This window comes from Streptomyces doebereineriae (assembly GCF_031845645.1).
Lineage (GTDB): Bacteria > Actinomycetota > Actinomycetes > Streptomycetales > Streptomycetaceae > Streptomyces > Streptomyces canus.
This window is the reverse complement of record NZ_JAVREZ010000005.1, coordinates 456,589-477,067: the sequence shown is the minus strand read 5'-3', so window position 1 is coordinate 477,067 and position 20,479 is coordinate 456,589. Positions and strand designations below refer to the sequence as shown.

Below are 20,479 nucleotides of genomic sequence, written 5' to 3'. Positions count from 1 at the left end.
GTCGTCGGTGGGCGGGAGCCGTTACCAGGCCACCGGCAGTTCGTGGATGCCGTAGATGAACGCGTCGTGCTTGAACTTCACGTCCTCCAGGGCGCAGGCCTGCCTGAGGGTGGGGATGCGCCGGTAGAGGGTGCCGTAGACGACCTGGAGCTCCATGCGGGCCAGCGGCTGGCCCAGGCACTGGTGGACGCCGAAGCCGAACGCGACGTGGCGGCGGGCGTCGCGGGTGATGTCGAGGCGGTCGGGGTCCTCGAACACCTCGGGATCGCGGTTGCCGATCTCATTGACCATGATCACGCCCTCGCCGGCCCTGATGACCTGCCCGGCGATCTCGATGTCCTCGGTGACCGCGCGCCGGCGCCCCAGGTGCGTGATGTGGAGGTAGCGCAGCAGTTCCTCGACCGCCGAGGCGACGAGCTTGGGGTCGTCCGTGTCGCGCAACAGGGCGAGCTGGTCCGGGTGTTCGAGGAGGGCGGCGGTACCCAGCGTGATCATGTTCGCGGTGGTCTCGTGGCCCGCGATCAGCAGGAGCAGGGCCATCTCCGTGGCCTGCCCGTGCGTCAGCTCCCCCGCGGCGACGCGCCCGGCGATGCCCGACAGGAGGTCGTCCTTCGGGGTGGTGAGGCGCTGGGCGATCTGACCGGCCAGATATCCGGCGATCTCCCGGGTCGCGGCGCCGCGTTCCTCGGGGGTCGCGGTCGTGCGGACCATCGTCTTGGTGTTCTCCTGGAACATCGCGTGGTCGTCGTAGGGCACGCCGAGCAGTTCGCAGATGACCAGGGACGGGATCGGCAGGGCGAACGCCTCGACGAGGTCGACGGGACCGGGACCTGCCAGCATGTCGTCGATCAGACCGTCCACGATCCGCTGTACGGCGGGCCTGAGGGCCTCGACCTTCCTGATGGCGAACGGTGCCGTCACCATCCGTCGCAGCCGGGCGTGTTCGGGGTCGTCCATCATGATGAAGCTGAGCTTGCCCTCGCCGGCCTCGGCGCTGGCCTTGGTCGGATAGCCGGGCTGATCGGTGTCGGCGCTGACCCGGGGATCGCCCAGTACGGCCCGCTGCTCGGCGTAGCGGGTCACGAGCCAGGGCTCGCTGCCGTCCCACAGGCGCACCTTCGCGAGCGGTCCCTGCTCCTGGAGTTCCTTGAGGCCGGGCGGCGGGTCGAAGGGACAGCGGGAGGCACGCGGCATGGGGAACTCAGGGGCTGTGTCCGCGCCGTCGTGCGCGGGACCGGCCACGGTTTCGGCCATGGTTCTCCTCGGTGGTGGGGGGCTCTGCCCGAGGGGGCGGAGCGCCGGGGCGAAGTGGTCGAGGCCTCGATGAACACATGCAAACAGACCGGGCTGACGTCATCCCGCCAGTGACCTGACGGGAAGCTGACGTGACCTGGATCACACACCCATCGTGCCGTCAACTTGCCTTATTCGTCAGCCAGTTGTGCACAGAGCGGTCGCTCCGGAGACACCGGTACCCACCGTTTGCAGCCGAGCCCTCACGCCTCCGCGTCGGCGCGTCCCAGCCAGTAGCCGAAGCCACGCCGGGTGTGGATGAGCTCGGGAGCGTCCTGGTCCACCTTGCGCCGCAGCCGGGAGACGAGCTGTTCGATCGCGTTGTCCCCGCGATGGTCGCCCCAGACGTACCGGCCGATCTGCTCCTTGGACAGCACCCGGTGGGCGTTGACCAGGAGGTGACGCAGCAGCCGGTACTCGGCGGGGGTGAGATCGAGGCCGCGCGGTCCGCGACGGGCCTCGCACAGGGTGTCGTCCAGCACGAGGTCGCGGTAGCACAGGGCGCCACCCCGGGCGGGCCCCGCCCCTGTGCCGCGCAGCAGGACCTGCACCCTGGCCAGGAGGTCGGCCACGCGGAGCGGCTTGGTGACGTAGTCCCGCTCCCCTAAGCCCAGTTCGGGCACGATCCGGTCCAGGGACTCGTAGTCGATCAGCAGGAGCACCGGCGGGCGGCGGGCCAACGTCGGCCGGTTGTGGCCCAGTTCGGTGACGTCCGGCAGGTTGGCGTCGACGACCACGAGATCGAACCGCTCCCGGGCAAGCAGCGCCAGACCGTCGGCGGCAGCGGCGACGGCGACGATCCGGTAGCCCGCCAACTCCAGTGTGGTGGAGAGCAGTTCGGCGGCATCCGAGTCGCCCGCGACGATCAGGAGGCGCTGACCGGCACCACGGGCGAGTGCCGGTCTCTCGCTGGAACTGCCGTGCATGGACGAGACCGTTCGTCGGAGGGGGTCGCCCGTCCACCCTAGCGCCTTCCTTGCCTAACTCAAGTAACGCCTCCCCCGGTCCGGATCCTCTACCGGGCCGGAGTGACCGGAGCCGTCCACATGGCGACCACGACGTCACCGAGACCGGTGGCGGCGTCGTGCCAGTTGGCGCGGGGCGTCGGGGTGTTCTCGGCGAGGGCCCGTTCCCGGTCGGCGGCCATGTGCACGATCAGGTGGCGGGCCATCTCGGCGCGCTCGGCGCGGACGTCGGCGGGCAGTTCGGGCAGACAGCGGTTCAGGCCCTCGACGATCTGCTGGAGCGACGGCGAGGACATGGACTCCTCGACCATGATCTGCTGGAGCACCGGGTCGGTCATGACCTGGGCGCAGAACCGTGCGAACCAGGTGGGGCTGCCCAGCGCGGCGAGATGTTCGGGTACGGGCCGGACCAGGCAGTCCACCCAGTCGCGTACGTCCGTGGAGCCGCGGGCCCCGGCCAGCAGCCGGGCGCGGATCTCCTCGATACGGGTGTGGTGCTTGCGGGCGATCGCCCGGACCAGGTCGGCCTTGGTGCCGAAGTGATAGCCGACCGCGGCGTTGTTGCCCTGTCCCGCGGCCTCGCTGACCTGGCGGTTGGACACCGCGAGGACACCGCGCTCGGCGAACAGCCGCTCGGCCGCGGTCAGGATCAGCTCCCGGGTCGCGCTGACCTGTTCCTCGCGTACCGTCCTGCCCGCCATGCTCACCACCGCACCGGGACTTCGCTGAGCCCTCCGACGGCCAGTCCCTCGAACCGCCCGAGGCCCGCCGGCGGTGCGGCGAGTTCCAGTGCCGGAAGCCTACGCAACAGCACGTCGAGAACGGTGCGCGGGACCGCACGGTCCCCCTCGGGGGCCTCCATCACCAGCACCAGTAAGCTAAGTCAAGCACCTGACTTAACATTGGCCAAGCTCTCGACCCCGCTCCTGCCCTGGAGGCACTTTCATGTCCGACGCTCCCGCCAGATCCGCCGACACGGACGCCGTGGCCGCGCCGCGGCCGAACGCCGTGGTGGCGGTGCTGGCCTTCGCCGGAATCGTCGTCTCACTGATGCAGACCCTGGTCATCCCGATCGTGCCGGAGCTGCCCAGACTGCTGGACGCCCCGGCCTCGGACACCGCGTGGGCGGTCACCGCGACCCTGCTCGCGGCGGCCGTGGCCACCCCGGTCGTCGGGCGGCTCGGCGACATGTTCGGCAAGCGCCGGATGCTGCTGGTCAGCGTGGTGATGCTGGTGGTCGGATCGGTGGTCTGCGGCCTCAGCGACGCCCTGGTCCCGATGATCGTCGGCCGTGCCCTGCAGGGCCTGTCCTCCGGTGTCATCCCGCTCGGCATCAGCATCATGCGCGACGAACTGCCCGCCGAGCGCCTGGCCGGGGCCACCGCGCTGATGAGTGCCTCCCTCGGCGTCGGCGGCGCCCTGGGCCTGCCGACCGCCGCGCTGATCGCGGACAACTTCGACTGGCACGTCCTGTTCTGGGCCTCGGCCGCGATGGGCGCTGCGGCCCTCGTCCTCGTCCTGGCGTTCGTGCCGGAGTCCCGGGTGCGCACCGGCGGCCGCTTCGACGCGGTCGGCGCGGTGGGCATGGCGGTCGGCCTGGTCTCCCTCCTGCTGGCCATCTCCAAGGGCGCCGACTGGGGCTGGGCCAGCGGCACCACGCTCGGCCTGTTCGCCGCGGCCGTGATCGTCCTGCTGGCCTGGGGCCTGTTCGAACTGCGCACCGCCCAGCCGCTGGTCGACCTGCGCACCACCGCCCGCCGTCAGGTGCTGTTCACCAACCTCGCGTCGATCGCGATCGGCTTCTCGATGTTCGCGATGTCGCTCGTGCTTCCGCAGCTGCTCCAGCTGCCCACTCAGACGGGCTATGGACTGGGCAGGTCGTTGCTGACCGCCGGTCTGGTCATGGCCCCGTCCGGCCTGGTGATGATGGCCCTGGCCCCGGTCTCGGCGGCGGTCTCCAAGGCCAAGGGTCCGAAGGTGACGCTGATGATCGGCGCGCTGATCGTGGCCTGCGGGTACGGCCTGAACATCGTGCTGATGTCCGAGGTCTGGCACCTGGTGCTGGTCTCCTCCGTGATCGGCGCCGGCATCGGGTTCACGTACGGCTCCATGCCCGCCCTCATCATGGGCGCCGTGCCCGCGTCCGAGACGGCGGCCGCGAACAGCCTGAACACCCTGATGCGGTCCATCGGCACGTCCTGCGCGAGTGCCATCGCCGGTGTCGTGCTGGCCCAGATGACCATCGACCTGGGTGGTTACGCGCTGCCGTCCGAGAACGGCTTCAAGACCGTCATGGCGATCGGCGCGGGTGCCGCACTCCTCGCCTTCGCCATCGCCTCCTTCATCCCGCGCCCGCGCACCGCGGTTCCGGCGACGCCCCCGGCACCGGCCGCCACGGAGACCTCGGCCGGAACGCCCTCGGGACGCTGAACGCCCCCGTCTGGTGGCCGCCGGCCGGCGGCCACCAGGTCCTGCCCGAGGAGGACCCGCCACTTGCGCGTACTGCGTTCTCAGTACGCGCGATTGTCGGCGGTGGTACGACGACGAGCGGACCAGGTTGGGTAAGACTGGCGATCCGGACCGTGGATGTGGGGACGCGTCGCCGGGACGGGTCGCGGCGACAGGTCCGTATGGCCGTCGCCATGACGGCCGCGCTACGACTGTCCGCGTCCCTGTCCGGCGGCGAGGCGCGTCCCCCCATCGCCTCGGCACGTCAAGATCGGACCCCATGACCATCCGCGTACTGCTCGCCGACGACCAGGCCCTGTTGCGGGCCACCTTCCGGATCCTCATCGACTCGTGCGACGACATGGAGGTGGTCGGGGAGGCCACCGACGGCGCCGCGGCGGTCGACCTCGCGCGCGTCCATCGCCCCGACGTGATCCTGATGGACATCCGCATGCCGGGGACCGACGGCCTGGCCGCCACGTCCGTGATCTGCGCGGACTCCGAGCTGTCCGACACGCGGGTGCTGATCCTGACCACGTTCGAGATCGACGAGTACGTCGCACAGGCGCTGCGGTCCGGCGCCAGCGGCTTCCTCGGCAAGGACGTCACCGCCGAGGCCCTGCTCGCCGGTATCCGCACCGTGGCGGCCGGCGACTCCCTGCTCTCCCCCGGCGCCACCCGCACCCTGATCACCCGCTTCCTCTCCGCTCCGGGCCTGGGCACCCGGCTCGCCGCCGCCGACGACCTGAGCGGCCTCACCACCCGGGAACGGGAGGTGATGGCGTGGGTCGCCGAGGGGCACTCCAACGACGTGATCGCGCAGAAGCTCTTCGTCAGCCCCCTGACGGTGCGCACCCACGTCCACCGCGCGATGACGAAGCTGGGCGCCCGGGACCGCGCCCAGCTCGTCGTCATGGCCTACCAGTCCGGTCTGGTGCAGGCGCTGCCGCCCGAGGAGCGCTGAACCCTCACCGCTCGGAGAGCTTCTCCAGCCACTGCTGGAGCAGGGCCGACTCCGCCGCGGTGAGCGTCGGCGGCAGGTCGGCGCGCAGCCGGGCCGCCAGTGTGGCGGCCGCGACGGGCACCGGGCTCCCTTGCCGAGGCGTGTCGGTGTCGGCGGGCCGGATCACCGAATCCAGCACCGCGTCGCGCAGCCGCTGCGAGAACTTCGTGTCCGCGTACTGCTCGGGTCTGGTCAGCATCGACAGGGCCGCCCCGACATTGGCGGACATGATCATCTGCGTGGCCAGCGCGGGCGGCACCGTCAGCCGCCCCTCGGCCGCACAGCGCTCGAGGATGCCGTGCAGCAGGTCGTGCGCCTCCTGGGCGGCGGCCGGGGGTGCGGTCAGCTCGGGCGAGTACATCAGGCGGTAGTGGCTGGGCTGCTCCAGCGCGAAGCGCATGTGGTTGTCCCAACCGCTCTTCAGGTCCTCGACCGGATCCTCGCTCGGCCGCGCCTCCCGCTTGGACGCGAGATACCGCTCGAATCCCCGGTCGACCACGGCGGCCAGCAGACCGGCCTTGTCGCCGAAGAGCCGGTAGAGCATCGGCGCGCCCACCCCGGCCTTCTCGCACACGGCACGCGTGGAGACATCGGCGGCCGACGCACCGGCCAGCAGCTCGGTGGCCGCTTCCAGGATCTTTTCCCTCGCATCCATGCCCCCACGGTACGGCATTCGTAGCATCGATACGAGATCGGAGTTACCATCGCTACGATTCCATGTTATCGTCGATACGAGTCAGACGTAGCAGCGCTAACATAGGAGGATGCAGTCATGACCACTCAGCCCCGGACGGAACAGCGTGTCGCGATCGTGACCGGCGGATCGCGTGGCATCGGACGGCAGATCGCCCGGCAACTCGCCGCCGACGGGTTCGCGGTCGTCGTCGGGTACGCGGGCAACAAGGCCGCCGCCGACGAGGCCGTGCGCGCCATCGAGGAGGCGGGCGGCACCGCGTACGCCGCCCGCGCTGACGTCGCCGACGAGACCGAGGTCGCCGCCCTGTTCGACCAGGCGGAGGCCACCTACGGCGGTGTCGACGCGGTGGTCCACGCCGCGGGCCGGATGCCCCTCTCCCCTATCGCGGACCTCGACCTCGCCGAGCTCGACGCCCTGTACCGCACCAACATCCGCGGCACCTTCGTCGTCGACCAGCAGGCCGCGCGCCGGCTGCGCCCGGGCGGCGCGCTCGTCAACCTCTCCAGCTCGGTCGTGGGCCTGGCCTTCCCCGGCTACGGCGCCTACGCGGCCAGCAAAGGCGCGGTCGAGGCCGTGACCCTGATCCTCGCCCGTGAGCTCCGCGGCCGTGACGTCACCGTCAACGCCGTGGCCCCCGGACCGACGGCGACCGACCTCTTCCTCGACGGCAAGGACGAGGAGACCGTCGCCCGCCTGGCGGCACAGCCCCCGCTGGAGCGGCTGGGGGCCCCCCAGGACATGGCTTCCGTGGTGTCGTTCCTGGTCAGCGCGGCCGGCCACTGGGTCAACGGGCAGGTACTGCGAGCCAACGGAGGCATCATCTGACCCGCGTCGTCCGACCACGCCGAGGCCAAGTCCGCTCCACGCGCCCGTTGTCCGACCCTCCGCCTACGATCTGCGGATGCGCCCCCACTTCACCGGCACCTCCCTGATCACCGACGACGTCCCGGCGCTCGCCGCCTTCTACGCGACAGTCCTCGACGCGGAGGTGGAGGGCGAGGAGCCCTTCGCCCGGGTGACGGTTCCCGGCGCCGTCCTGTCCTTCTTCTCCACCCGGGGCATGGAGTCGATGGTGCCCGGTTCGACGGCCGCCGCCGCGAGCGGGAGCTTCACCGTGGAGTTCCGGGTCACCGACGTGGACGCACGCCACGAACGACTGGCGGCCCAGGGTGTCGAGATCCTCAAGCCGCCGACCACCCAGCCGTGGGGCCGCCGGTCGGTGTGGCTGCGGGACCCGGACGGCAACATCGTGAACCTGTACCAGGAGGTCTGAGCAGCCTCCGGGACGGCGCCCGTTCAGGGGAAACCGGTGCGCGGAGCGCGTGACCGCCGGCGCTCGCGTCGACAACTCACCCGTGACCCTCCCGTTGATCCCACCCATGCTCGCCACCCCCGGCGCCCTGCCACCAGCCTCACAGGACGCGCGCTGGGCCTACGAGACCAAGCAGGACGGCCAGCGAGTGGTGGTCTACCTCGCCGGGAACGGCGACATGGTGCTGCGCGCCCGGTCCGGAGAGGAGATCACCGGCGCCTATCCCGAACTGCGGCCGCTGGGCGGTGCGCTCGGCGCCACACCCGCCGTGCTCGACGGGGAGATCCTGGCGCTGGACGAACAGGGCCGCGCGGACTTCCAGCTGCTGCAACCGCGCATGCAGTTGGCCCACTCCCCCGGCCGAGCCGCGCGCCGGGCGGCCGAAGCGCCCGTGCATCTCGTGCTGTTCGACCTGATGCACCTGGGGCGGCGCCCGCTCCTCGCCCTCCCCTACGCACAGCGGCGCGCCCGACTGGACGAACTGGAGCTCGCCGGCCCGCACTGGTCGACACCCGCCGCCCTCGTCGGTCATGGCGAACAGGCCCTGCGCGCCACCCGTGAGCACGGCCTGGAAGGCCTGGTCTGCAAGCGGCTCGACTCGGTGTACGAACCCGGGGTGCGCTCCCGCGCCTGGATCAAGATCCGCAACATGCGCAGCGAGGACGTCGTCGTGGGCGGCTGGCTGCCCGGCAAAGGCAGGCTCACGGGTCTGCCGGGCGCGGTGCTGGTCGGACAGCGGGGCGGCGGGCGGCTGCGCTACGTCGGCAATGTGGGCACCGGCTGGAGCGAGGCGGAACGGACAGAGCTCGCCTCGCTGTTGGCCACCGCGGCGACGGACGTGTGCCCCTTCGATCCCGTGCCGCGGGTCCCGGGTGCGCGCTGGGTGCTGCCTCGGCTGGTCGGTGAGGTCCGCTACAGCACCCGTACCCGGGCGGGGTTGCTGCGTCAGCCGTCCTGGCTGCGGCTGCGGCCGGACCTCGCGCCGGAGGAGTCCTCGGCCGACCTCCCCGACGCACCTGCGTGATCCGAACTATTGGGCCGGCCGTAACCGGAGTGACGCCTTCGACCTCTTGGCGCGGACATGAAAAGCGGGGAAGCTGAACTCCCCAGTAACCCAGAGCCGTTGGGCTGCGCCCGGACCACGAGGAGGACGCAGTGGCGTCACCGTCGTTCAAGAAGCACCGCACGAGATGGTTCACCGGCCTGGCCGGCGCCGCCGCGCTCGTCGTCGCCTTTCCCTCCGCCGCGTTCGCCGCCCCGCCCAAGGCGCTGCCCGCCAACGCCGAGAGCGCCGAGTACACCTACCAGCCGGCCTTCGACTACGACACGGACGGTTGCTACTCGACGCCCGCCATCGGCCCCGACGGCACGATCAACGGCGGTCTGAATCCGACGGGTTCGCTCAGCGGCGAGTGCCATGACGCCTCGGACCTCGACAACACCAACACGTACTCGCGCTACAAGTGCAACAACGGCTGGTGCGCCTACATGTACGGCCTGTACTTCGAGAAGGACCAGGCGATAGCGAACAGCAGCATCGGCGGGCACCGGAACGACTGGGAGCACGTCGTGATCTGGGTGCAGAACGGCTCGATCCAGTACGTGTCGACGTCCAACCACGGTTCGTTCACGGTGAGCGCGGCCTCCGCAGTCCGCTTCGACGGCACGCACGCGAAGATCGTCTACCACAAGGACGGCGTCAGCACGCACTGCTTCCGGCTGGCCAACTCAGGTGACGAGCCGCCGGAGAACGCCAAGGGCACCTGGCAGTACCCGCCGCTGGTCGGCTGGAACGGCTACCCGTCGGGGCTGCGCGACAAGCTGAGCGCGTACGACTTCGGCAGCGCCAACTTCGGGCTCAAGGACGCCAACTTCGCGGCCCACCTGTCATTGGCGAAGCCGTCGGGGATCTCCTTCGACCCCAACGCCTGACCGGTGACATGATCGGGCGCGGGACCTAGGTCCCCCGCACCCGCGGGTTCCGTCCCACGCCCGATCCCCGCCGGCCCGCACCCGGCATAGCGTCCCGTTCATGGACACGAGCGATACGAGCGATACGAGCGGACACCTCGAGGAGGCCCTGGACCGCGTCCACGCGTCCGGTCCGGAGCGAGACGGCTGGCTGAGCAACCACGCCCCCATGGTCGTCGAGGCACTCGCCGCGCACGGCCAGGCCGGCTCGGTGCACCGGTGGCTGGACCTCTACCGGGACAAGCTGGAGGACTTCCCCGACCGCACCGCCCCCGTCACGGACGCCAACTGGCCCTCCGCGTTGGGTGATCCGCGCCGGATCGCGGACTGGACCGATCATTTCTCCCGCACGCTCGCCGAGCGCCCCTGGGGGGACGTGCTCGCCGAGTGGTGGCCGCGCCTGCTGCCGGGCCTGTACGGCGGTGCCACGCACACGGTCATCCGGGTCGGCCACGCCGTCCGGGCGGTGGCGGCCGAGGAGAACGGTCCGCGGCTCACCGAACTCGCGCACGCGCTGGGCTACTGGGCGGCACGGCACCAGCCCATGACGGGTCTCGTGACACTGCCGGGTGCGGCGACCGCCATGGACGCCCTGGACGCCGTACCCGCGATCGAGTCGGGGCATGTGGGGTTCCGGAACCGTCTGGCCGCCGTACGCCGACTGCCCGTGTGGGCGCAGGAGGTGACCGACCCGGACACCGCGAAGGAGCGGCTCACCGAACTCGTCCGTGCCGCGACCCACCGCTACGCCACCCACGGTCACGGCGAGCCGACGATGCTCGTCCACGCGGCCACGGCCCCCAACGCCGTGCTGCGGACCCTGGATTCCCTTCCCCGCGACCAGTGGATACCCAGCCTGCACGCGGCCTGGACGGCGTCTGCGGCGGTGACGGCGATGTACGCGCCCGTGACACCGGTCGCCTACGTCCCTCCCGCGCACCTGGCGCCCGAGGAGGTCGTGGAACGAGCCCTCGCCCACGGAGACGAGCACGTCATCAAGCTCACCGACACCGCCCTGGACATCGGCGACGAACAGGCCCTCGCGGCCGCCCTGCGCTCGGTCGAACTCAGCGAGCCGCTCGTGTGAGCCCCGCCCGGCGGATCGTGCCGACGTCACACGTGGGGGTCTCCGACCACGCTCCGGCACGCGGTGATTCCGTGCGATCGGCGGGCGTTGGCATCACCGCGGACAGCGTTCCCGTGCAGGCAGCCCCCGCCCGCGTCCCTGGGCCCGCGCCACCACCCGACCAGGCCCGGCCCGCCGACCTCAGCCCCCACGCACAAGCCAGGGCCGTCGGCGCCCTGCTCGGCGGCGCGCTGCTGCCCTTGACCGGGATCCGCGGGCACGTTCCCGACGGGCGGGCTGCTGACGGCGGTGGCGCTGGTGGTGCTGTCCTGGCCGGAGCCGGTCATCTCGCGGGCGACGGTGGACGCCGCCGAGCCCGGCATCCGATGATGGCCGGATGGATCTTCACGGGGAACTGCCCGCCGCCGTCGACACCGAGGCCCTGCTCGTCCTCGCCGAGTCCCACCACACCCGCCCCGCACGGCCGTTGGGCACCAGGGAGGCCGCCGGTCACCTGGTGAAGGTGTACGCGCTGGAGGCACCCGGCCGCACCGTCTCCGATCAGGACGCCGAGGCCGGGCTGCGGATCGCCGAGCGGCACCTCGGACTCGGGTCGCTGCGGGGTTCCCTGGGGCTGGCCGTTCTGATCGTGCACGCCGGCGGCGACGGCGACTACGTCCTGGTCCACAGCTGGATCGAGGGCGACATGGCGGATCTGGCGATCTTCGCCGGCCCGGTGGGCAAGCCCGACGCGCTGCGGCCCGGCCGGGCGGGCCTCGCGCCCTGCGTGTGGGAGGCCGCCGTACTCGGGCACGAGCGGGACGCGTACTCCCGGCACGTCCTGGACGGCACAGGGTCGCTCGCCGAACGTCTCACCGCCTGGGGCGCGGACACGATCGCGGGCGACGTCCGATGAGCGAGGCCCCCCACGTACGGCACGCCGGGCGCGCCGACCTCCCCGCGGTCGCCGAACTCGCCGCCCGGCACGCGCAGTACGAGAAGGCGGCTCCACTCCGGCACGACCTGCCCGACCGGCTGGCCGCGCTCCTCTTCGACACCCCCGCGCCCCGCCTGCGCTGCCTGGTGGCCGAACTTCCGGACGGCGAACTCGTCGGTTACGCCACCTGCTCGCCCGAACTCTCCACCTGGGAGGGCCGCGAGTACCTGCACATGGACTGCCTGTTCCTCTTGCCCGGGCACCGCGGTCTCGGACTCGGCGTCCTGCTCATGGACGCCGTGGCCGCCGAGGCCCGCGCGCTGGGGCTCGACGAGGTGCAGTGGCAGACGCCGGTCTGGAACGACGGGGCGATCCGCTTCTACGACCGGATCGGCGCCCGCGCCAGGCAAAAGGTGCGCTACTCCCTACCCGTTGCTCCCTGAGCATCAAACATCGAGCCTCCGCAGGGTCTATCGTGTCCCGCATGTCCCTCCCGGAACTGATCCGCATCGTCTCCCGTGACTCGCCGATGGCGCTGGCTCAGGTGGAGCGTGTCAGAAGCGAGTTGACGGCCCTGTACCCCGGTGTGCGCACCGAGGTCGTACCGGTGAAGACGACCGGTGACAAGTGGATGGGCGACCTGTCCAAGGTCGAGGGCAAGGGCGCGTTCACCAAGGAGGTCGACGCCGCACTGCTGGCCGGTGAGGCCGATCTCGCGGTGCACTGCGTGAAGGACGTGCCCGCCGACCGGCCGCTCCCGGCGGGCACCACGTTCGCGGCCTTCCTCAAGCGGGACGACATCCGCGACGCCCTGATCCACCCGGGCGGCCTCACTCTGGACGAGCTTCCGGAGGGGACCCGGATCGGCACCTCCTCGGTGCGCCGCGTGGCGCAGCTGGCCGCCACCCACCCGCACCTGGAGTGTGTGCCGTTCCGCGGCAACGCCAACCGTCGGCTGGCCAAGCTGGCGGCCGGCGAGGCGGACGCGCTGCTGCTCGCGGTCTCCGGCCTGGAACGCATCGGCCGCGAGGACGTGATCAGCGAGATCCTCTCCCCCGAGACGATGATGCCGCCGATCGGCGCGGGCATCCTCGCGCTCCAGTGCCGGGAGGGCGACACCAAGCTGATCGACACGGTGAGCGCGCTGGGTGATCCGGACACGTTCCGGGAGGCCACCGCCGAGCGGATGTTCCTGCACGTCCTGCAGGGCCACTGCAACAGCCCGATCGCGGGGTACGCGCGGGTGGACCACAGCGACGAACTTTCCCTGCGCGCCTGTGTGTTCACCCCGGACGGCAAGACACGGCTGAACGCCCACGAGTGGGCTGGCCGGCTGGATCCGGCCACGCTGGGCACCTCGGTCGCCGTGGCGCTGCTGCGTCAGGGCGCCCGCGAGATCATCGACGGCATTCCCCACTGAGCCAAAGGGCGGATCAGGCGGTGCCCTCTTCGGCCTGGTCCCGCAGGAAGTTGCTCACCTGGCAGGCCAGGCCCTCGCGGCCCACGCCCGCGTGCGTGGCTCCCTCGTCGAGTCCGATGCCGCCCGCCCACAGCCGGCGGTCGGCCCACTCGTCGTCGACCCGCAGCTGGATCTGCACGTCGATCTGGCCGAGGCTCGTCTCCGGTCCCGCCGCGAACAGCACGGCCGTGGCGCGGCGCAGCGGGTAGACGTCGAAGCCCTCGATGAACTGCGAGTTGCGCCAGTCGATGAAGGCGCTCTCGCCGTCGGGGCCGATCCGCACGTCGATCTGACCGTCCTCGAGATGGACGGTCGGATGCAGGTCGCCGCGGTTCTCGACGGTCACCCGGACGCTGAAGTACGTGAGCCCTTCGGCGGCGTCGTCGCGTCCACGCGGCGGCTCGGCCGCCTCCAGACGGTGGACGCGGACACGCAGACCGGCATGCTCGTCGTACTCCTGCCAGTCCCCGACCACGTTCGGCTCGTACACAGTGCACCTCTTCGACCTCAGAGAGCTGCTTCCTATCTGTGTGCTCAATGCACTGTCAAATGAGCAGAATGCGCTGTGGCCAGGGAATTCACCCCCTTTGATCGCTGATCAAGCCGTGCGCAGGAAGAATCCGCCGAGCGGCCGGAAAAACCCTTTCACGGGCGTGCCGCACATCACGTTCCGCGCGCATGATCAACGGGCCAGCCGGCCGAGGAGCGAGGAGGCCGCGGCGATGCCGAGCGCGGCGGCCACGGCCAGCACCCCGAAGTCGAGCGCCAGATGGGCGTGGGTGCCCAGGAGGAGGCCGCGCAGGGCGTCGACTTCGTAGCTGAGCGGGTTCACCTTGCTCACGGCCTGGAGCCAGCCCGGCATGACGGACAGCGGGTACAGGGCGTTGGAGCCGAAGAAGAGCGGCATGGTGATGGCCTGCCCGATGCCCATCAGGCGGTCCCTGCTGAGCACGATGCCGGCGATGGTCATCGACAGGCAGGAGAAGAACGCCGAGCCGAGGACCACGATCGCCCCGACGCCGAGGAGCTTGAGCGGGTTCCAGGTCAGGGACACCCCGAGGAGGGCGGCGATGACGATGACGACGACGGCCTGGATCAGCGACTTCACGCCGGCCGCGAAGGCCTTCCCGGTGGTGAGTGCCGAGCGCGGGGTGGGCGTGACCAGGAGCTTGTTGAGGATGCCCGCGTCCCGCTCCCAGATGATCTGGATGCCGTAGAAGATCGCGATGAACATCGCCGACTGGGCGATGATGCCGGGCGCCAGATAGTCGATGTAGGGGATGCCCTGAGTGGGGATCGCCTTGATGCGGGTGAAGGTCTGGCCGAAGATCAGCAGCCACAGGGCGGGCTGGACCGCGCGGGTGTAGAGCTCGGTGCGGTCGTGGCTGAGCTTCTGCAGTTCCACGGCGCACATCGCCACGACCCGGGCGGGCAGCACTCGCCAGCCCGCGCGGGGCTCCGGCGGGCGAAGCAGCAGACTGATGGAGCTCGGGTCAGCCGACACGGTTGGCGGTGCGGCGGGTGCTTCGGACATCGCGGAAATCCCCTCCTTCGTCTTCGAGTCCGCTGCCGGCGACGTCACGGAAGACGTCCTCCAGAGTCGGCAGGGTGTCGGTGCCCCGGCTCTCGGCAAGGCCCCGCCGGAGTTCGACCGGGGTGCCGAGGGCGCGGATGCGGCCGCGGTGCATGAGACCGACCCGGTCGCAGTACTGGTCGGCCTCGTCCATGTAGTGGGTGGTCACGAGGACCGTCATGCCGGTCGCCTCACGCACGGCGTTGATGTGCTCCCACACGCCGGTGCGGGCGATCGGGTCGAGGCCGATGGTCGGCTCGTCGAGGATCAGCAGCCGGGGCGCGCTGACCAGGGCCTGGGCGAGCTCCAGTCGGCGGACCATGCCGCCGGAGTAGGTGCCGGCGAGCCGGTCGGCGGCTTCGGTGAGGTCGACCGCGGCCAGGGCCTGGGCGACGCGGTCGGCGCGTTCCTTGCGGGCGACGTCGAAGACCCGGGCGAACAGGGTGACGTTCTCCCGGCCGCTCAGGTTCGCGTCGGCGGACAGCTGCTGCGGGACGTAGCCGAGCAGCCGGCGTACGGCCATCGCGTCGGTGGCGGTGTCGCGGCCGAAGACGTGGATCATGCCGGCCGGGACGGGGAGCAGGGTGGTGATGCAGCGGATGGCGGTGGTCTTGCCGGCGCCGTTGGGGCCGAGCAGTCCGAAGACCTCACCCTCCGCCACGGTCAGGTCCAGCCCGTCCACGGCCTTCGTGTCACCGAAGGCGTAGGTGAGCCCCGTACAGGAAACAGCGTCGGGTGTCATGTCTCCTCGGCCTCCTCGTGCAGAGTGACGGCGAGCGCGCGCAGCGCGGGGAGCGCGGCACGCAGGGCCTCCTGATCGGCCGCGTCCAGCCGGGTGATGTGCCGGCTCACGAGCGCGACCCGCCGCTGCTTCCAGTCCCCGAGGCGCGCCTCGGCCTTCTCGGTGAGCAGCAGACGGGCGGCACGCCGGTCGGCGGGGTCGGTCTCACGGACCAGGTGTCCCTCCTTGACCAGCTGGTTGACCAGGGTCGAGACGGAGTTCCCGGCCAGGTACAGCTCCTTGGCGGCGTCGGAGACGCCGATGCCGGGCCGTGACTCGACCAGGCGCAGCAGTTCGACCTCGGCGCCGCGCAGCCTCGGCACCGTCAGTCCGGCGCGCAGCCTGCGCCTGAGCAGCCGCTGGACGCCGACGAGTGCGTCGGCCAGCTCTTCCGGGAAGGTCTCCTCGTCCACATCGCCGAGGTTACCTCTGTAACAGAGGTAACTCGCCCAAGAGCCGGTCAAACACATATCCTGTGATTCGTTTCCTTTGTTTCATTTCATCCGAAAACGGGAATCCGCACATAAGTGCTTCGGACAGGAGGCACGTCTCCGTGGGAGCCCGCCCATAGGGCCCCGGATGTCTTCCTCACGTCCGCTTGCGCGCCTCCCACGGTGTCTGTCCATCCAGCACCACAGGGAGGTGCGCGGCATGTCGTCCGTCGCCACCAGAAGACAACCTCATCCGCACGACGACGCCCCCGACACCGACAAGGCGTTCGTGCGCCTGGCGGGACTGCCCGACGGTCCGGAACGCAAGGCTCTGCGGGACGAGCTGGTCGAGCTCTGGCTGCCCATGGCCGAGCGGATCGCCGTCCGGTTCCGGGGCCGCGGGGAGTCCCTCGAGGACCTCTACCAGGTGGCCGCCCTCGGGCTCGTCAAGGCGGTCGACCATTACGACCCGGCACGCGGGAGCGCCTTCGAGGCGTACGCGGTGCCGACCGTGACCGGTGAGATCAAGCGGCACTTCCGCGACCACATGTGGACGCTGCATGTGCCGCGCCGGGTGCAGGACCTGCGCAACCGGGTCCGGCAGGCCTCGAAGGAGCTCGCACAGGCGCCCGGGCGGGCTCCCACTGTGGCCGAGATCGCCGAGCGGGCGCAGTTGACCGAGGACGAGGTACGCACCGGTGCGGAGGCGCTGGAGTGCTTCTCGGCGCTGTCGCTGGAGGCGGAGATGCCCGGTACCGACGGCTACGCCCTGGGCGACGCGCTCGGCGGCCCCGACCCCGGCTTCGACGTGGTGATCGACCGGGTGGCCGTCAGGCCCTGCCTGGAGGCCCTGCCGGAGCGCGAGCGGACCATCCTGTACCTGCGCTTCTTCCAGGGCATGACACAGAGCGGCATCGCAGAGGAACTCGGCATCTCGCAGATGCATGTCTCCCGGCTGCTCAGCACGTGCTTCGCGCACCTGCGCGAGGAGGTCCTGGCCGACGCCGACTGAACCCGAAGGACACCGTCACTCGGGTGGCGCCCCCGGAATCTGCGTCGGGCCGTAACGGTCGAGGGCGTCCTCCAGCTCGGCCTGGATCTCCGGCGGGATCTCTCCGGACCGTCCCCAGATGAGGATCAGGTCCGCGACGTTGCGCAGCTTGATGTTCGTGTGCTGGGAGACGTCCTTCAGCACTTCCCAGCCCTGGTCCGGGGTGACCCTGCCGAGCGCGACGACCATGCCGATGGCCTGGTCCACGACCGCGTGGGAGACCATCGCTTCCTTGAGCTGGCCGATCTCCTCCTGCAGGGCGAAGATCCGGTCCGACTCGTCGGCGGGTTCGTTCGGTACGACTGGCACACATCCATCGTGTCACCCGGACAGGCCCGCGCCACCGGGCGGCAGGCGTTCGGGCCACCGTTTCGGCGCCACCTCCGGGGTACTCGGCAGGCGCCCGAGGCGGTTCCGGACGGACACTGGTCGAAGACCGCCCGGTGGCCGCCGGCCGACGAGAGCAGGACGCGACTGCCATGAACCACGATCCGAGGCATCCCACCGCGACCGCGGATGTCGTCTCCACCCACCATGTGTTCGGCGCCCCCTGCTGGGTCAGCCTGACCAGCCGCGACCAGCAGACCACGGAGGAGTTCTACGGGGCCGTGCTCGGGTGGGAGTGGAAGCCCCTGAAGCTCGGCGAGCGCTTCCGGGTCGCGCTGGTGGACGGCACGCCGGTCGCCGGGATCGCGGCGGTGGCGTCGATGTGGCAGATGGCGGTGGCCTGGACCGCGTACTTCGCGGTGCCCAGCGCGGACGAGGCAGTGGCCCGCGTACAGGAACGCGGTGGCACCCTGGCCGTCGGCCCGCTGTCCTTCCCGCCCGGACGGGCGGCCCTGCTCTCGGACCGCGACGGCGCGGCCTTCGGCGTCTGGGAGGGCGATCTCATCGCCAACTGGGAGGTGTGGCGCCGCGCCCAGCCGGCGTTCGTACGGCTGCACACCCGCGACGCGTTCGACGCCGCGATCTTCTACGGCGAGGTCCTCGACTGGGCGACGGAGCGTCCCGGCGGCTGCGAGGTCCGCTACGAGGGCGGCGAGGTGGTGCTGCGCAGCAGGGGCGACGTGGTGGCGCGCATCGAGTCGGGGGCGCTGGGCTCGGCCCCCGATCCCGCCATCCGGCCGCACTGGCAGGTCCACTTCGCGGTCGCGGACGTGGCGGCCTGCGCCAAGGCGGCGGAGGTCCACGGCGGCAGCGTGCTCTCGCACACCGGCGACGAGGCCGTCCTGCGCGACCCCGACGGCGCCCAGTTCACGGTGACCTCGCGCCGCGAGCGCTGAGGGCGGGCGCCGAGAACGCCATCGCCAACGAGGGCGGCGGCATCGGGCACCTGGTCGCCGCGGGCGCCTCGGAGGTCCCCGGCTCCGCCTTTCAGGCGCCCGCGCGGGACGGCCTCGACAGCAGCACCAGGCTGCGCGCCTCGATCGTCATCTCGGAGCCGGCCTTGTGCTCTGCTTCGTCGGCGCCCTGGGGCTCCGCCGTGTCGAGCAGGGTCGTCCAGCGTTCGCCGTACGCGGGGCCCGGCAGCCGGAAGTCGACGGGCTCCCAGTGGCCGTTCAGCAGCAGCAGGAACGAGTCGTCGACCACCGGGCGTCCGCGCGGATCCGGTTCCGCGATGGCGTCGCCGTTCAGGAAGACCCCGACCGCGTGCGCGTCGGAGCGCTGCCAGTCCGCCTCGGCCATCTCGCGGGCGTCCGGCAGCAGCCAGACCAGGTCGGGCAGCGGCTGCCCGGCGTGCGTGACGGTCTCGCCCCGGAAGAACCGGCGTCTGCGCAGGACGGGATGGGCCGCGCGCAGGCCGATCACGCGCCGCGTGAACCCCGCGAGTTCGCGCTGCTCCTCGCTCAACTCCCAGTCGACCCAGGAGACTTCGTTGTCCTGGCAGTAGGCGTTGTTGTTGCCCAGCTGGGTGCGGCCGAGTTCGTCGCCGTGACAGAGCATCGGAATGCCCTGCGAGAGCAGGAGGGTGGCAAGGAAGTTCCGCTGCTGGCGGGCCCGCAGCTCCAGTACGGCGGCGTCGTCGGTCTCGCCCTCGGCCCCGCAGTTCCATGACCGGTTGTCGCCCTCGCCGTCCTGACCGTCCTCCCCGTTGGCCTCGTTGTGTTTGTCGTTGTAGGAGACGAGGTCGCGCAGGGTGAAACCGTCGTGCGCGGTCACGAAGTTGACGCTGGCTCGCGGGCGCCGCCGGCTGTGCTGGTACAGGTCGGAGGAGCCGGTCAGCCGGGAGGCGAACTCGCCGAGCGTGTGCGGCTCGCCCCGCCAGAAGTCCCGTACGGCGTCCCGGTACTTGCCGTTCCACTCCGACCACAGCGGCGGGAAGTTGCCGACCTGGTAACCGCCCTCCCCCACGTCCCACGGCTCGGCGATCAGCTTGACGCGGCTGATCACCGGGTCCTGCTGGATGAGGTCGAAGAACGCCGACAGCCGGTCCACCTCGTGGAACTGCCGGGCCAGCGTGGCAGCGAGGTCGAAGCGGAAGCCGTCGACGTGCATCTCGGTCACCCAGTACCGCAGCGAGTCCATGATCAGCTGGAGCACGTAGGGGTGCCGCATCAGCAGGCTGTTCCCGGTGCCGGTGGTGTCGTAGTAGTGCCCCCAGTCACCGTCGACCAGCCGGTAGTACGAGGCGTTGTCGATGCCGCGGAAAGAGAGCGTGGGGCCCTTCTCGTTGCCCTCGGCCGTGTGGTTGTAGACGACGTCGAGGATGACTTCGAGGCCGGCTGCGTGCAGCGCCTTCACCATCGCCTTGAACTCGGTGACCTGCTGGCCGCGGGTGCCGTGGGCGGCGTAGGCGTTGTGGGGCGCGAAGAAGCCGATCGTGTTGTAGCCCCAGTAGTTGGCGAGGCCGCGGTCCTGGAGCACCCCGTCCTGCACGAACTGGTGCACCGGCATCAGCTCGACGGCGGTCACACCGAGCGAGGTCAGATGGTCGATCACCGCCGGGTGTGCGAGACCGGCGTATGTGCCGCGCAGTTCCGGCGGGACGTCGGGGTGGGTGCGGGTGAGTCCGCGGACGTGGGCCTCGTAGATCACGCTGTCGGCGTAGAAGCGTCTGGGCGGCTGGTCGTCGCCCCAGTCGAAGGCCGGGTCGGTGACCACGCCGAGCATGGTGTGCCCGGCGCTGTCGGCCTCGGGGGTGTGGAGCGAGGGGTGGTTGTCCATCTCCCCGTCCACCGCCTTGGCGTACGGGTCGAGGAGCAGCTTCGCCGGATCGCACCGGTGGCCGAGTGAAGGCTGCCAGGGTCCGTGCACCCGATAGCCGTAACGCTGCCCCGGCCCGACGCCCGGCAGGAAGCCGTGCCACACGAAGCCGTCGACCTCGGTCAGCTCAACGACGGTGTGGGCGCCCCGCTCGTCGACCAGGACGAGTTCGACGCGCTCGGCCACCTCGCTGAACAGCGCGAAGTTGGTTCCCTCGCCGTCGAATTGGGCGCCCAGCGGGTAGGGGTGCCCGCTCCAGGCCGGCACCCGCTTCCCGTTCTTGTACGG

At 70.9% G+C, this 20,479-nt stretch carries 24 protein-coding genes; 12 read left to right on the top strand and 12 right to left on the bottom strand.

Annotation, left to right across the window (positions count from 1 at the left end; translation table 11 throughout):
* Window positions 1-21: 21 nt before the first annotated feature.
* From RNB18_RS18435 to RNB18_RS18420, 4 genes are all read right to left on the bottom strand, one after another.
* Window positions 22-1,254 carry a cytochrome P450 gene (locus RNB18_RS18435; protein ID WP_311715157.1) on the bottom strand — a complete coding sequence of 411 codons (1,233 nt, stop codon included), beginning with the start codon at window positions 1,252-1,254 and terminating at the stop codon, window positions 22-24.
* A gap of 242 nt (window positions 1,255-1,496) precedes the next feature.
* Window positions 1,497-2,219 carry a response regulator transcription factor gene (locus RNB18_RS18430; RefSeq protein ID WP_311715156.1) on the bottom strand — a complete coding sequence of 241 codons (723 nt, stop codon included), beginning with the start codon at window positions 2,217-2,219 and terminating at the stop codon, window positions 1,497-1,499.
* An 89-nt stretch (window positions 2,220-2,308) separates the two neighbouring features.
* Window positions 2,309-2,959 carry a TetR/AcrR family transcriptional regulator gene (locus tag RNB18_RS18425; protein ID WP_311715155.1) on the bottom strand — a complete coding sequence of 217 codons (651 nt, stop codon included), beginning with the start codon at window positions 2,957-2,959 and terminating at the stop codon, window positions 2,309-2,311.
* A gap of 2 nt (window positions 2,960-2,961) precedes the next feature.
* Window positions 2,962-3,120 (bottom strand): hypothetical protein, encoded by a 159-nt coding sequence (locus RNB18_RS18420; protein WP_311715154.1) that lies wholly within the window; start codon window positions 3,118-3,120, stop codon window positions 2,962-2,964.
* A gap of 83 nt (window positions 3,121-3,203) precedes the next feature.
* Between RNB18_RS18420 and RNB18_RS18415 the strand changes: the two genes are divergently transcribed.
* Window positions 3,204-4,688 carry an MFS transporter gene (locus RNB18_RS18415; protein WP_311715153.1) on the top strand — a complete coding sequence of 495 codons (1,485 nt, stop codon included), beginning with the start codon at window positions 3,204-3,206 and terminating at the stop codon, window positions 4,686-4,688.
* A gap of 298 nt (window positions 4,689-4,986) precedes the next feature.
* Window positions 4,987-5,670 (top strand): response regulator transcription factor, encoded by a 684-nt coding sequence (locus RNB18_RS18410; protein WP_311715152.1) that lies wholly within the window; start codon window positions 4,987-4,989, stop codon window positions 5,668-5,670.
* 4 nt (window positions 5,671-5,674) lie between these two features.
* On the opposite strand, the gene RNB18_RS18405 is transcribed toward RNB18_RS18410, so the two are convergent.
* The gene (locus RNB18_RS18405; RefSeq protein ID WP_311715151.1) at window positions 5,675-6,364 is read right to left on the bottom strand and encodes a TetR/AcrR family transcriptional regulator; all 690 of its coding nucleotides are present in this window, start codon (window positions 6,362-6,364) and stop codon (window positions 5,675-5,677) included.
* A gap of 117 nt (window positions 6,365-6,481) precedes the next feature.
* Between RNB18_RS18405 and RNB18_RS18400 the strand changes: the two genes are divergently transcribed.
* The 5 genes from RNB18_RS18400 (at window position 6,482) to RNB18_RS18380 (ending at window position 10,776) form a co-directional block, all read left to right on the top strand.
* Window positions 6,482-7,231 (top strand): SDR family oxidoreductase, encoded by a 750-nt coding sequence (locus tag RNB18_RS18400; RefSeq protein ID WP_311715150.1) that lies wholly within the window; start codon window positions 6,482-6,484, stop codon window positions 7,229-7,231.
* Between the two features lie 76 nt (window positions 7,232-7,307).
* Entirely contained in the window at window positions 7,308-7,679 is a 372-nt protein-coding gene (locus tag RNB18_RS18395; protein WP_311715149.1) for a VOC family protein, read from the top strand.
* Window positions 7,680-7,761: 82 nt separating this feature from the next.
* Window positions 7,762-8,742, top strand: a complete 981-nt coding sequence (locus RNB18_RS18390) for an ATP-dependent DNA ligase (protein ID WP_311715148.1) — start codon at window positions 7,762-7,764, stop codon at window positions 8,740-8,742.
* A gap of 131 nt (window positions 8,743-8,873) precedes the next feature.
* Window positions 8,874-9,650: an NPP1 family protein gene (locus tag RNB18_RS18385; RefSeq protein WP_311715147.1), complete on the top strand. Its 777-nt coding sequence runs from the start codon at window positions 8,874-8,876 to the stop codon at window positions 9,648-9,650.
* A gap of 100 nt (window positions 9,651-9,750) precedes the next feature.
* The gene (locus tag RNB18_RS18380) at window positions 9,751-10,776 is read left to right on the top strand and encodes a questin oxidase family protein (protein ID WP_311715146.1); all 1,026 of its coding nucleotides are present in this window, start codon (window positions 9,751-9,753) and stop codon (window positions 10,774-10,776) included.
* A 26-nt stretch (window positions 10,777-10,802) separates the two neighbouring features.
* Here RNB18_RS18380 and RNB18_RS18375 read toward each other — a convergent pair whose 3' ends face one another.
* Entirely contained in the window at window positions 10,803-11,138 is a 336-nt protein-coding gene (locus tag RNB18_RS18375) for a hypothetical protein (RefSeq protein ID WP_311715145.1), read from the bottom strand.
* Window positions 11,139-11,152: 14 nt separating this feature from the next.
* Here RNB18_RS18375 and RNB18_RS18370 point away from each other — a divergent pair, with 14 nt between their 5' ends.
* The 3 genes from RNB18_RS18370 to hemC are packed head-to-tail and all read left to right on the top strand — an operon-like array spanning window position 11,153 to window position 13,112.
* Window positions 11,153-11,671: a hypothetical protein gene (locus RNB18_RS18370; RefSeq protein ID WP_311715144.1), complete on the top strand. Its 519-nt coding sequence runs from the start codon at window positions 11,153-11,155 to the stop codon at window positions 11,669-11,671.
* Entirely contained in the window at window positions 11,668-12,135 is a 468-nt protein-coding gene (locus tag RNB18_RS18365) for a GNAT family N-acetyltransferase (protein WP_311715143.1), read from the top strand. The genes RNB18_RS18370 and RNB18_RS18365 overlap by 4 nt, the downstream gene beginning before the upstream one ends.
* A 41-nt stretch (window positions 12,136-12,176) precedes the next feature.
* Window positions 12,177-13,112, top strand: a complete 936-nt coding sequence (gene hemC / locus RNB18_RS18360) for a hydroxymethylbilane synthase (protein ID WP_311715142.1) — start codon at window positions 12,177-12,179, stop codon at window positions 13,110-13,112.
* Between the two features lie 13 nt (window positions 13,113-13,125).
* On the opposite strand, the gene RNB18_RS18355 is transcribed toward hemC, so the two are convergent.
* The 4 genes from RNB18_RS18355 to RNB18_RS18340 all read right to left on the bottom strand — a co-directional run bounded on the left by RNB18_RS18355 (window position 13,126) and on the right by RNB18_RS18340 (window position 15,918).
* A complete protein-coding gene (locus tag RNB18_RS18355; protein ID WP_057612613.1) occupies window positions 13,126-13,641 on the bottom strand; it encodes a hypothetical protein in 516 nt (171 codons plus the stop codon).
* A gap of 192 nt (window positions 13,642-13,833) precedes the next feature.
* The gene (locus RNB18_RS18350) at window positions 13,834-14,685 is read right to left on the bottom strand and encodes an ABC transporter permease (protein ID WP_311715141.1); all 852 of its coding nucleotides are present in this window, start codon (window positions 14,683-14,685) and stop codon (window positions 13,834-13,836) included.
* On the bottom strand, window positions 14,645-15,466 hold the full coding sequence (locus tag RNB18_RS18345) for an ABC transporter ATP-binding protein (protein WP_311715140.1): 822 nt from the start codon (window positions 15,464-15,466) through the stop codon (window positions 14,645-14,647). The genes RNB18_RS18350 and RNB18_RS18345 overlap by 41 nt, the downstream gene beginning before the upstream one ends.
* Complete coding sequence (locus RNB18_RS18340) at window positions 15,463-15,918, bottom strand: MarR family winged helix-turn-helix transcriptional regulator (RefSeq protein WP_057612616.1); 456 nt, start codon at window positions 15,916-15,918, stop codon at window positions 15,463-15,465. The genes RNB18_RS18345 and RNB18_RS18340 overlap by 4 nt, the downstream gene beginning before the upstream one ends.
* A 238-nt stretch (window positions 15,919-16,156) precedes the next feature.
* Between RNB18_RS18340 and RNB18_RS18335 the strand changes: the two genes are divergently transcribed.
* Window positions 16,157-16,948 carry an RNA polymerase sigma factor SigF gene (locus RNB18_RS18335; RefSeq protein WP_311715139.1) on the top strand — a complete coding sequence of 264 codons (792 nt, stop codon included), beginning with the start codon at window positions 16,157-16,159 and terminating at the stop codon, window positions 16,946-16,948.
* Window positions 16,949-16,963: 15 nt separating this feature from the next.
* Here the strand turns inward: RNB18_RS18335 and RNB18_RS18330 are convergent, their stop codons facing one another.
* A complete protein-coding gene (locus tag RNB18_RS18330) occupies window positions 16,964-17,296 on the bottom strand; it encodes an ANTAR domain-containing protein (protein ID WP_311715138.1) in 333 nt (110 codons plus the stop codon).
* Between the two features lie 170 nt (window positions 17,297-17,466).
* Here RNB18_RS18330 and RNB18_RS18325 point away from each other — a divergent pair, with 170 nt between their 5' ends.
* On the top strand, window positions 17,467-18,270 hold the full coding sequence (locus RNB18_RS18325) for a VOC family protein (protein WP_311715137.1): 804 nt from the start codon (window positions 17,467-17,469) through the stop codon (window positions 18,268-18,270).
* Window positions 18,271-18,361: 91 nt separating this feature from the next.
* On the opposite strand, the gene glgX is transcribed toward RNB18_RS18325, so the two are convergent.
* A complete protein-coding gene (glgX, locus tag RNB18_RS18320; RefSeq protein ID WP_311715231.1) occupies window positions 18,362-20,458 on the bottom strand; it encodes a glycogen debranching protein GlgX in 2,097 nt (698 codons plus the stop codon).
* Window positions 20,459-20,479 lie beyond the last annotated feature (21 nt).

Coding starts and splice junctions, on each gene's coding strand:
- RNB18_RS18435 (WP_311715157.1), bottom strand. CDS start 1,254: ATGGCCGAAACCGTGGCCGGTCCCGCGCACGACGGCGCGGACACAGCC.
- RNB18_RS18430 (WP_311715156.1), bottom strand. CDS start 2,219: ATGCACGGCAGTTCCAGCGAGAGACCGGCACTCGCCCGTGGTGCCGGT.
- RNB18_RS18425 (WP_311715155.1), bottom strand. CDS start 2,959: ATGGCGGGCAGGACGGTACGCGAGGAACAGGTCAGCGCGACCCGGGAG.
- RNB18_RS18420 (WP_311715154.1), bottom strand. CDS start 3,120: ATGGAGGCCCCCGAGGGGGACCGTGCGGTCCCGCGCACCGTTCTCGAC.
- RNB18_RS18415 (WP_311715153.1), top strand. CDS start 3,204: ATGTCCGACGCTCCCGCCAGATCCGCCGACACGGACGCCGTGGCCGCG.
- RNB18_RS18410 (WP_311715152.1), top strand. CDS start 4,987: ATGACCATCCGCGTACTGCTCGCCGACGACCAGGCCCTGTTGCGGGCC.
- RNB18_RS18405 (WP_311715151.1), bottom strand. CDS start 6,364: ATGGATGCGAGGGAAAAGATCCTGGAAGCGGCCACCGAGCTGCTGGCC.
- RNB18_RS18400 (WP_311715150.1), top strand. CDS start 6,482: ATGACCACTCAGCCCCGGACGGAACAGCGTGTCGCGATCGTGACCGGC.
- RNB18_RS18395 (WP_311715149.1), top strand. CDS start 7,308: ATGCGCCCCCACTTCACCGGCACCTCCCTGATCACCGACGACGTCCCG.
- RNB18_RS18380 (WP_311715146.1), top strand. CDS start 9,751: ATGGACACGAGCGATACGAGCGATACGAGCGGACACCTCGAGGAGGCC.
- RNB18_RS18375 (WP_311715145.1), bottom strand. CDS start 11,138: ATGCCGGGCTCGGCGGCGTCCACCGTCGCCCGCGAGATGACCGGCTCC.
- RNB18_RS18370 (WP_311715144.1), top strand. CDS start 11,153: ATGGATCTTCACGGGGAACTGCCCGCCGCCGTCGACACCGAGGCCCTG.
- RNB18_RS18365 (WP_311715143.1), top strand. CDS start 11,668: ATGAGCGAGGCCCCCCACGTACGGCACGCCGGGCGCGCCGACCTCCCC.
- hemC (WP_311715142.1), top strand. CDS start 12,177: ATGTCCCTCCCGGAACTGATCCGCATCGTCTCCCGTGACTCGCCGATG.
- RNB18_RS18350 (WP_311715141.1), bottom strand. CDS start 14,685: ATGTCCGAAGCACCCGCCGCACCGCCAACCGTGTCGGCTGACCCGAGC.
- RNB18_RS18345 (WP_311715140.1), bottom strand. CDS start 15,466: ATGACACCCGACGCTGTTTCCTGTACGGGGCTCACCTACGCCTTCGGT.
- RNB18_RS18335 (WP_311715139.1), top strand. CDS start 16,157: ATGTCGTCCGTCGCCACCAGAAGACAACCTCATCCGCACGACGACGCC.
- RNB18_RS18325 (WP_311715137.1), top strand. CDS start 17,467: ATGAACCACGATCCGAGGCATCCCACCGCGACCGCGGATGTCGTCTCC.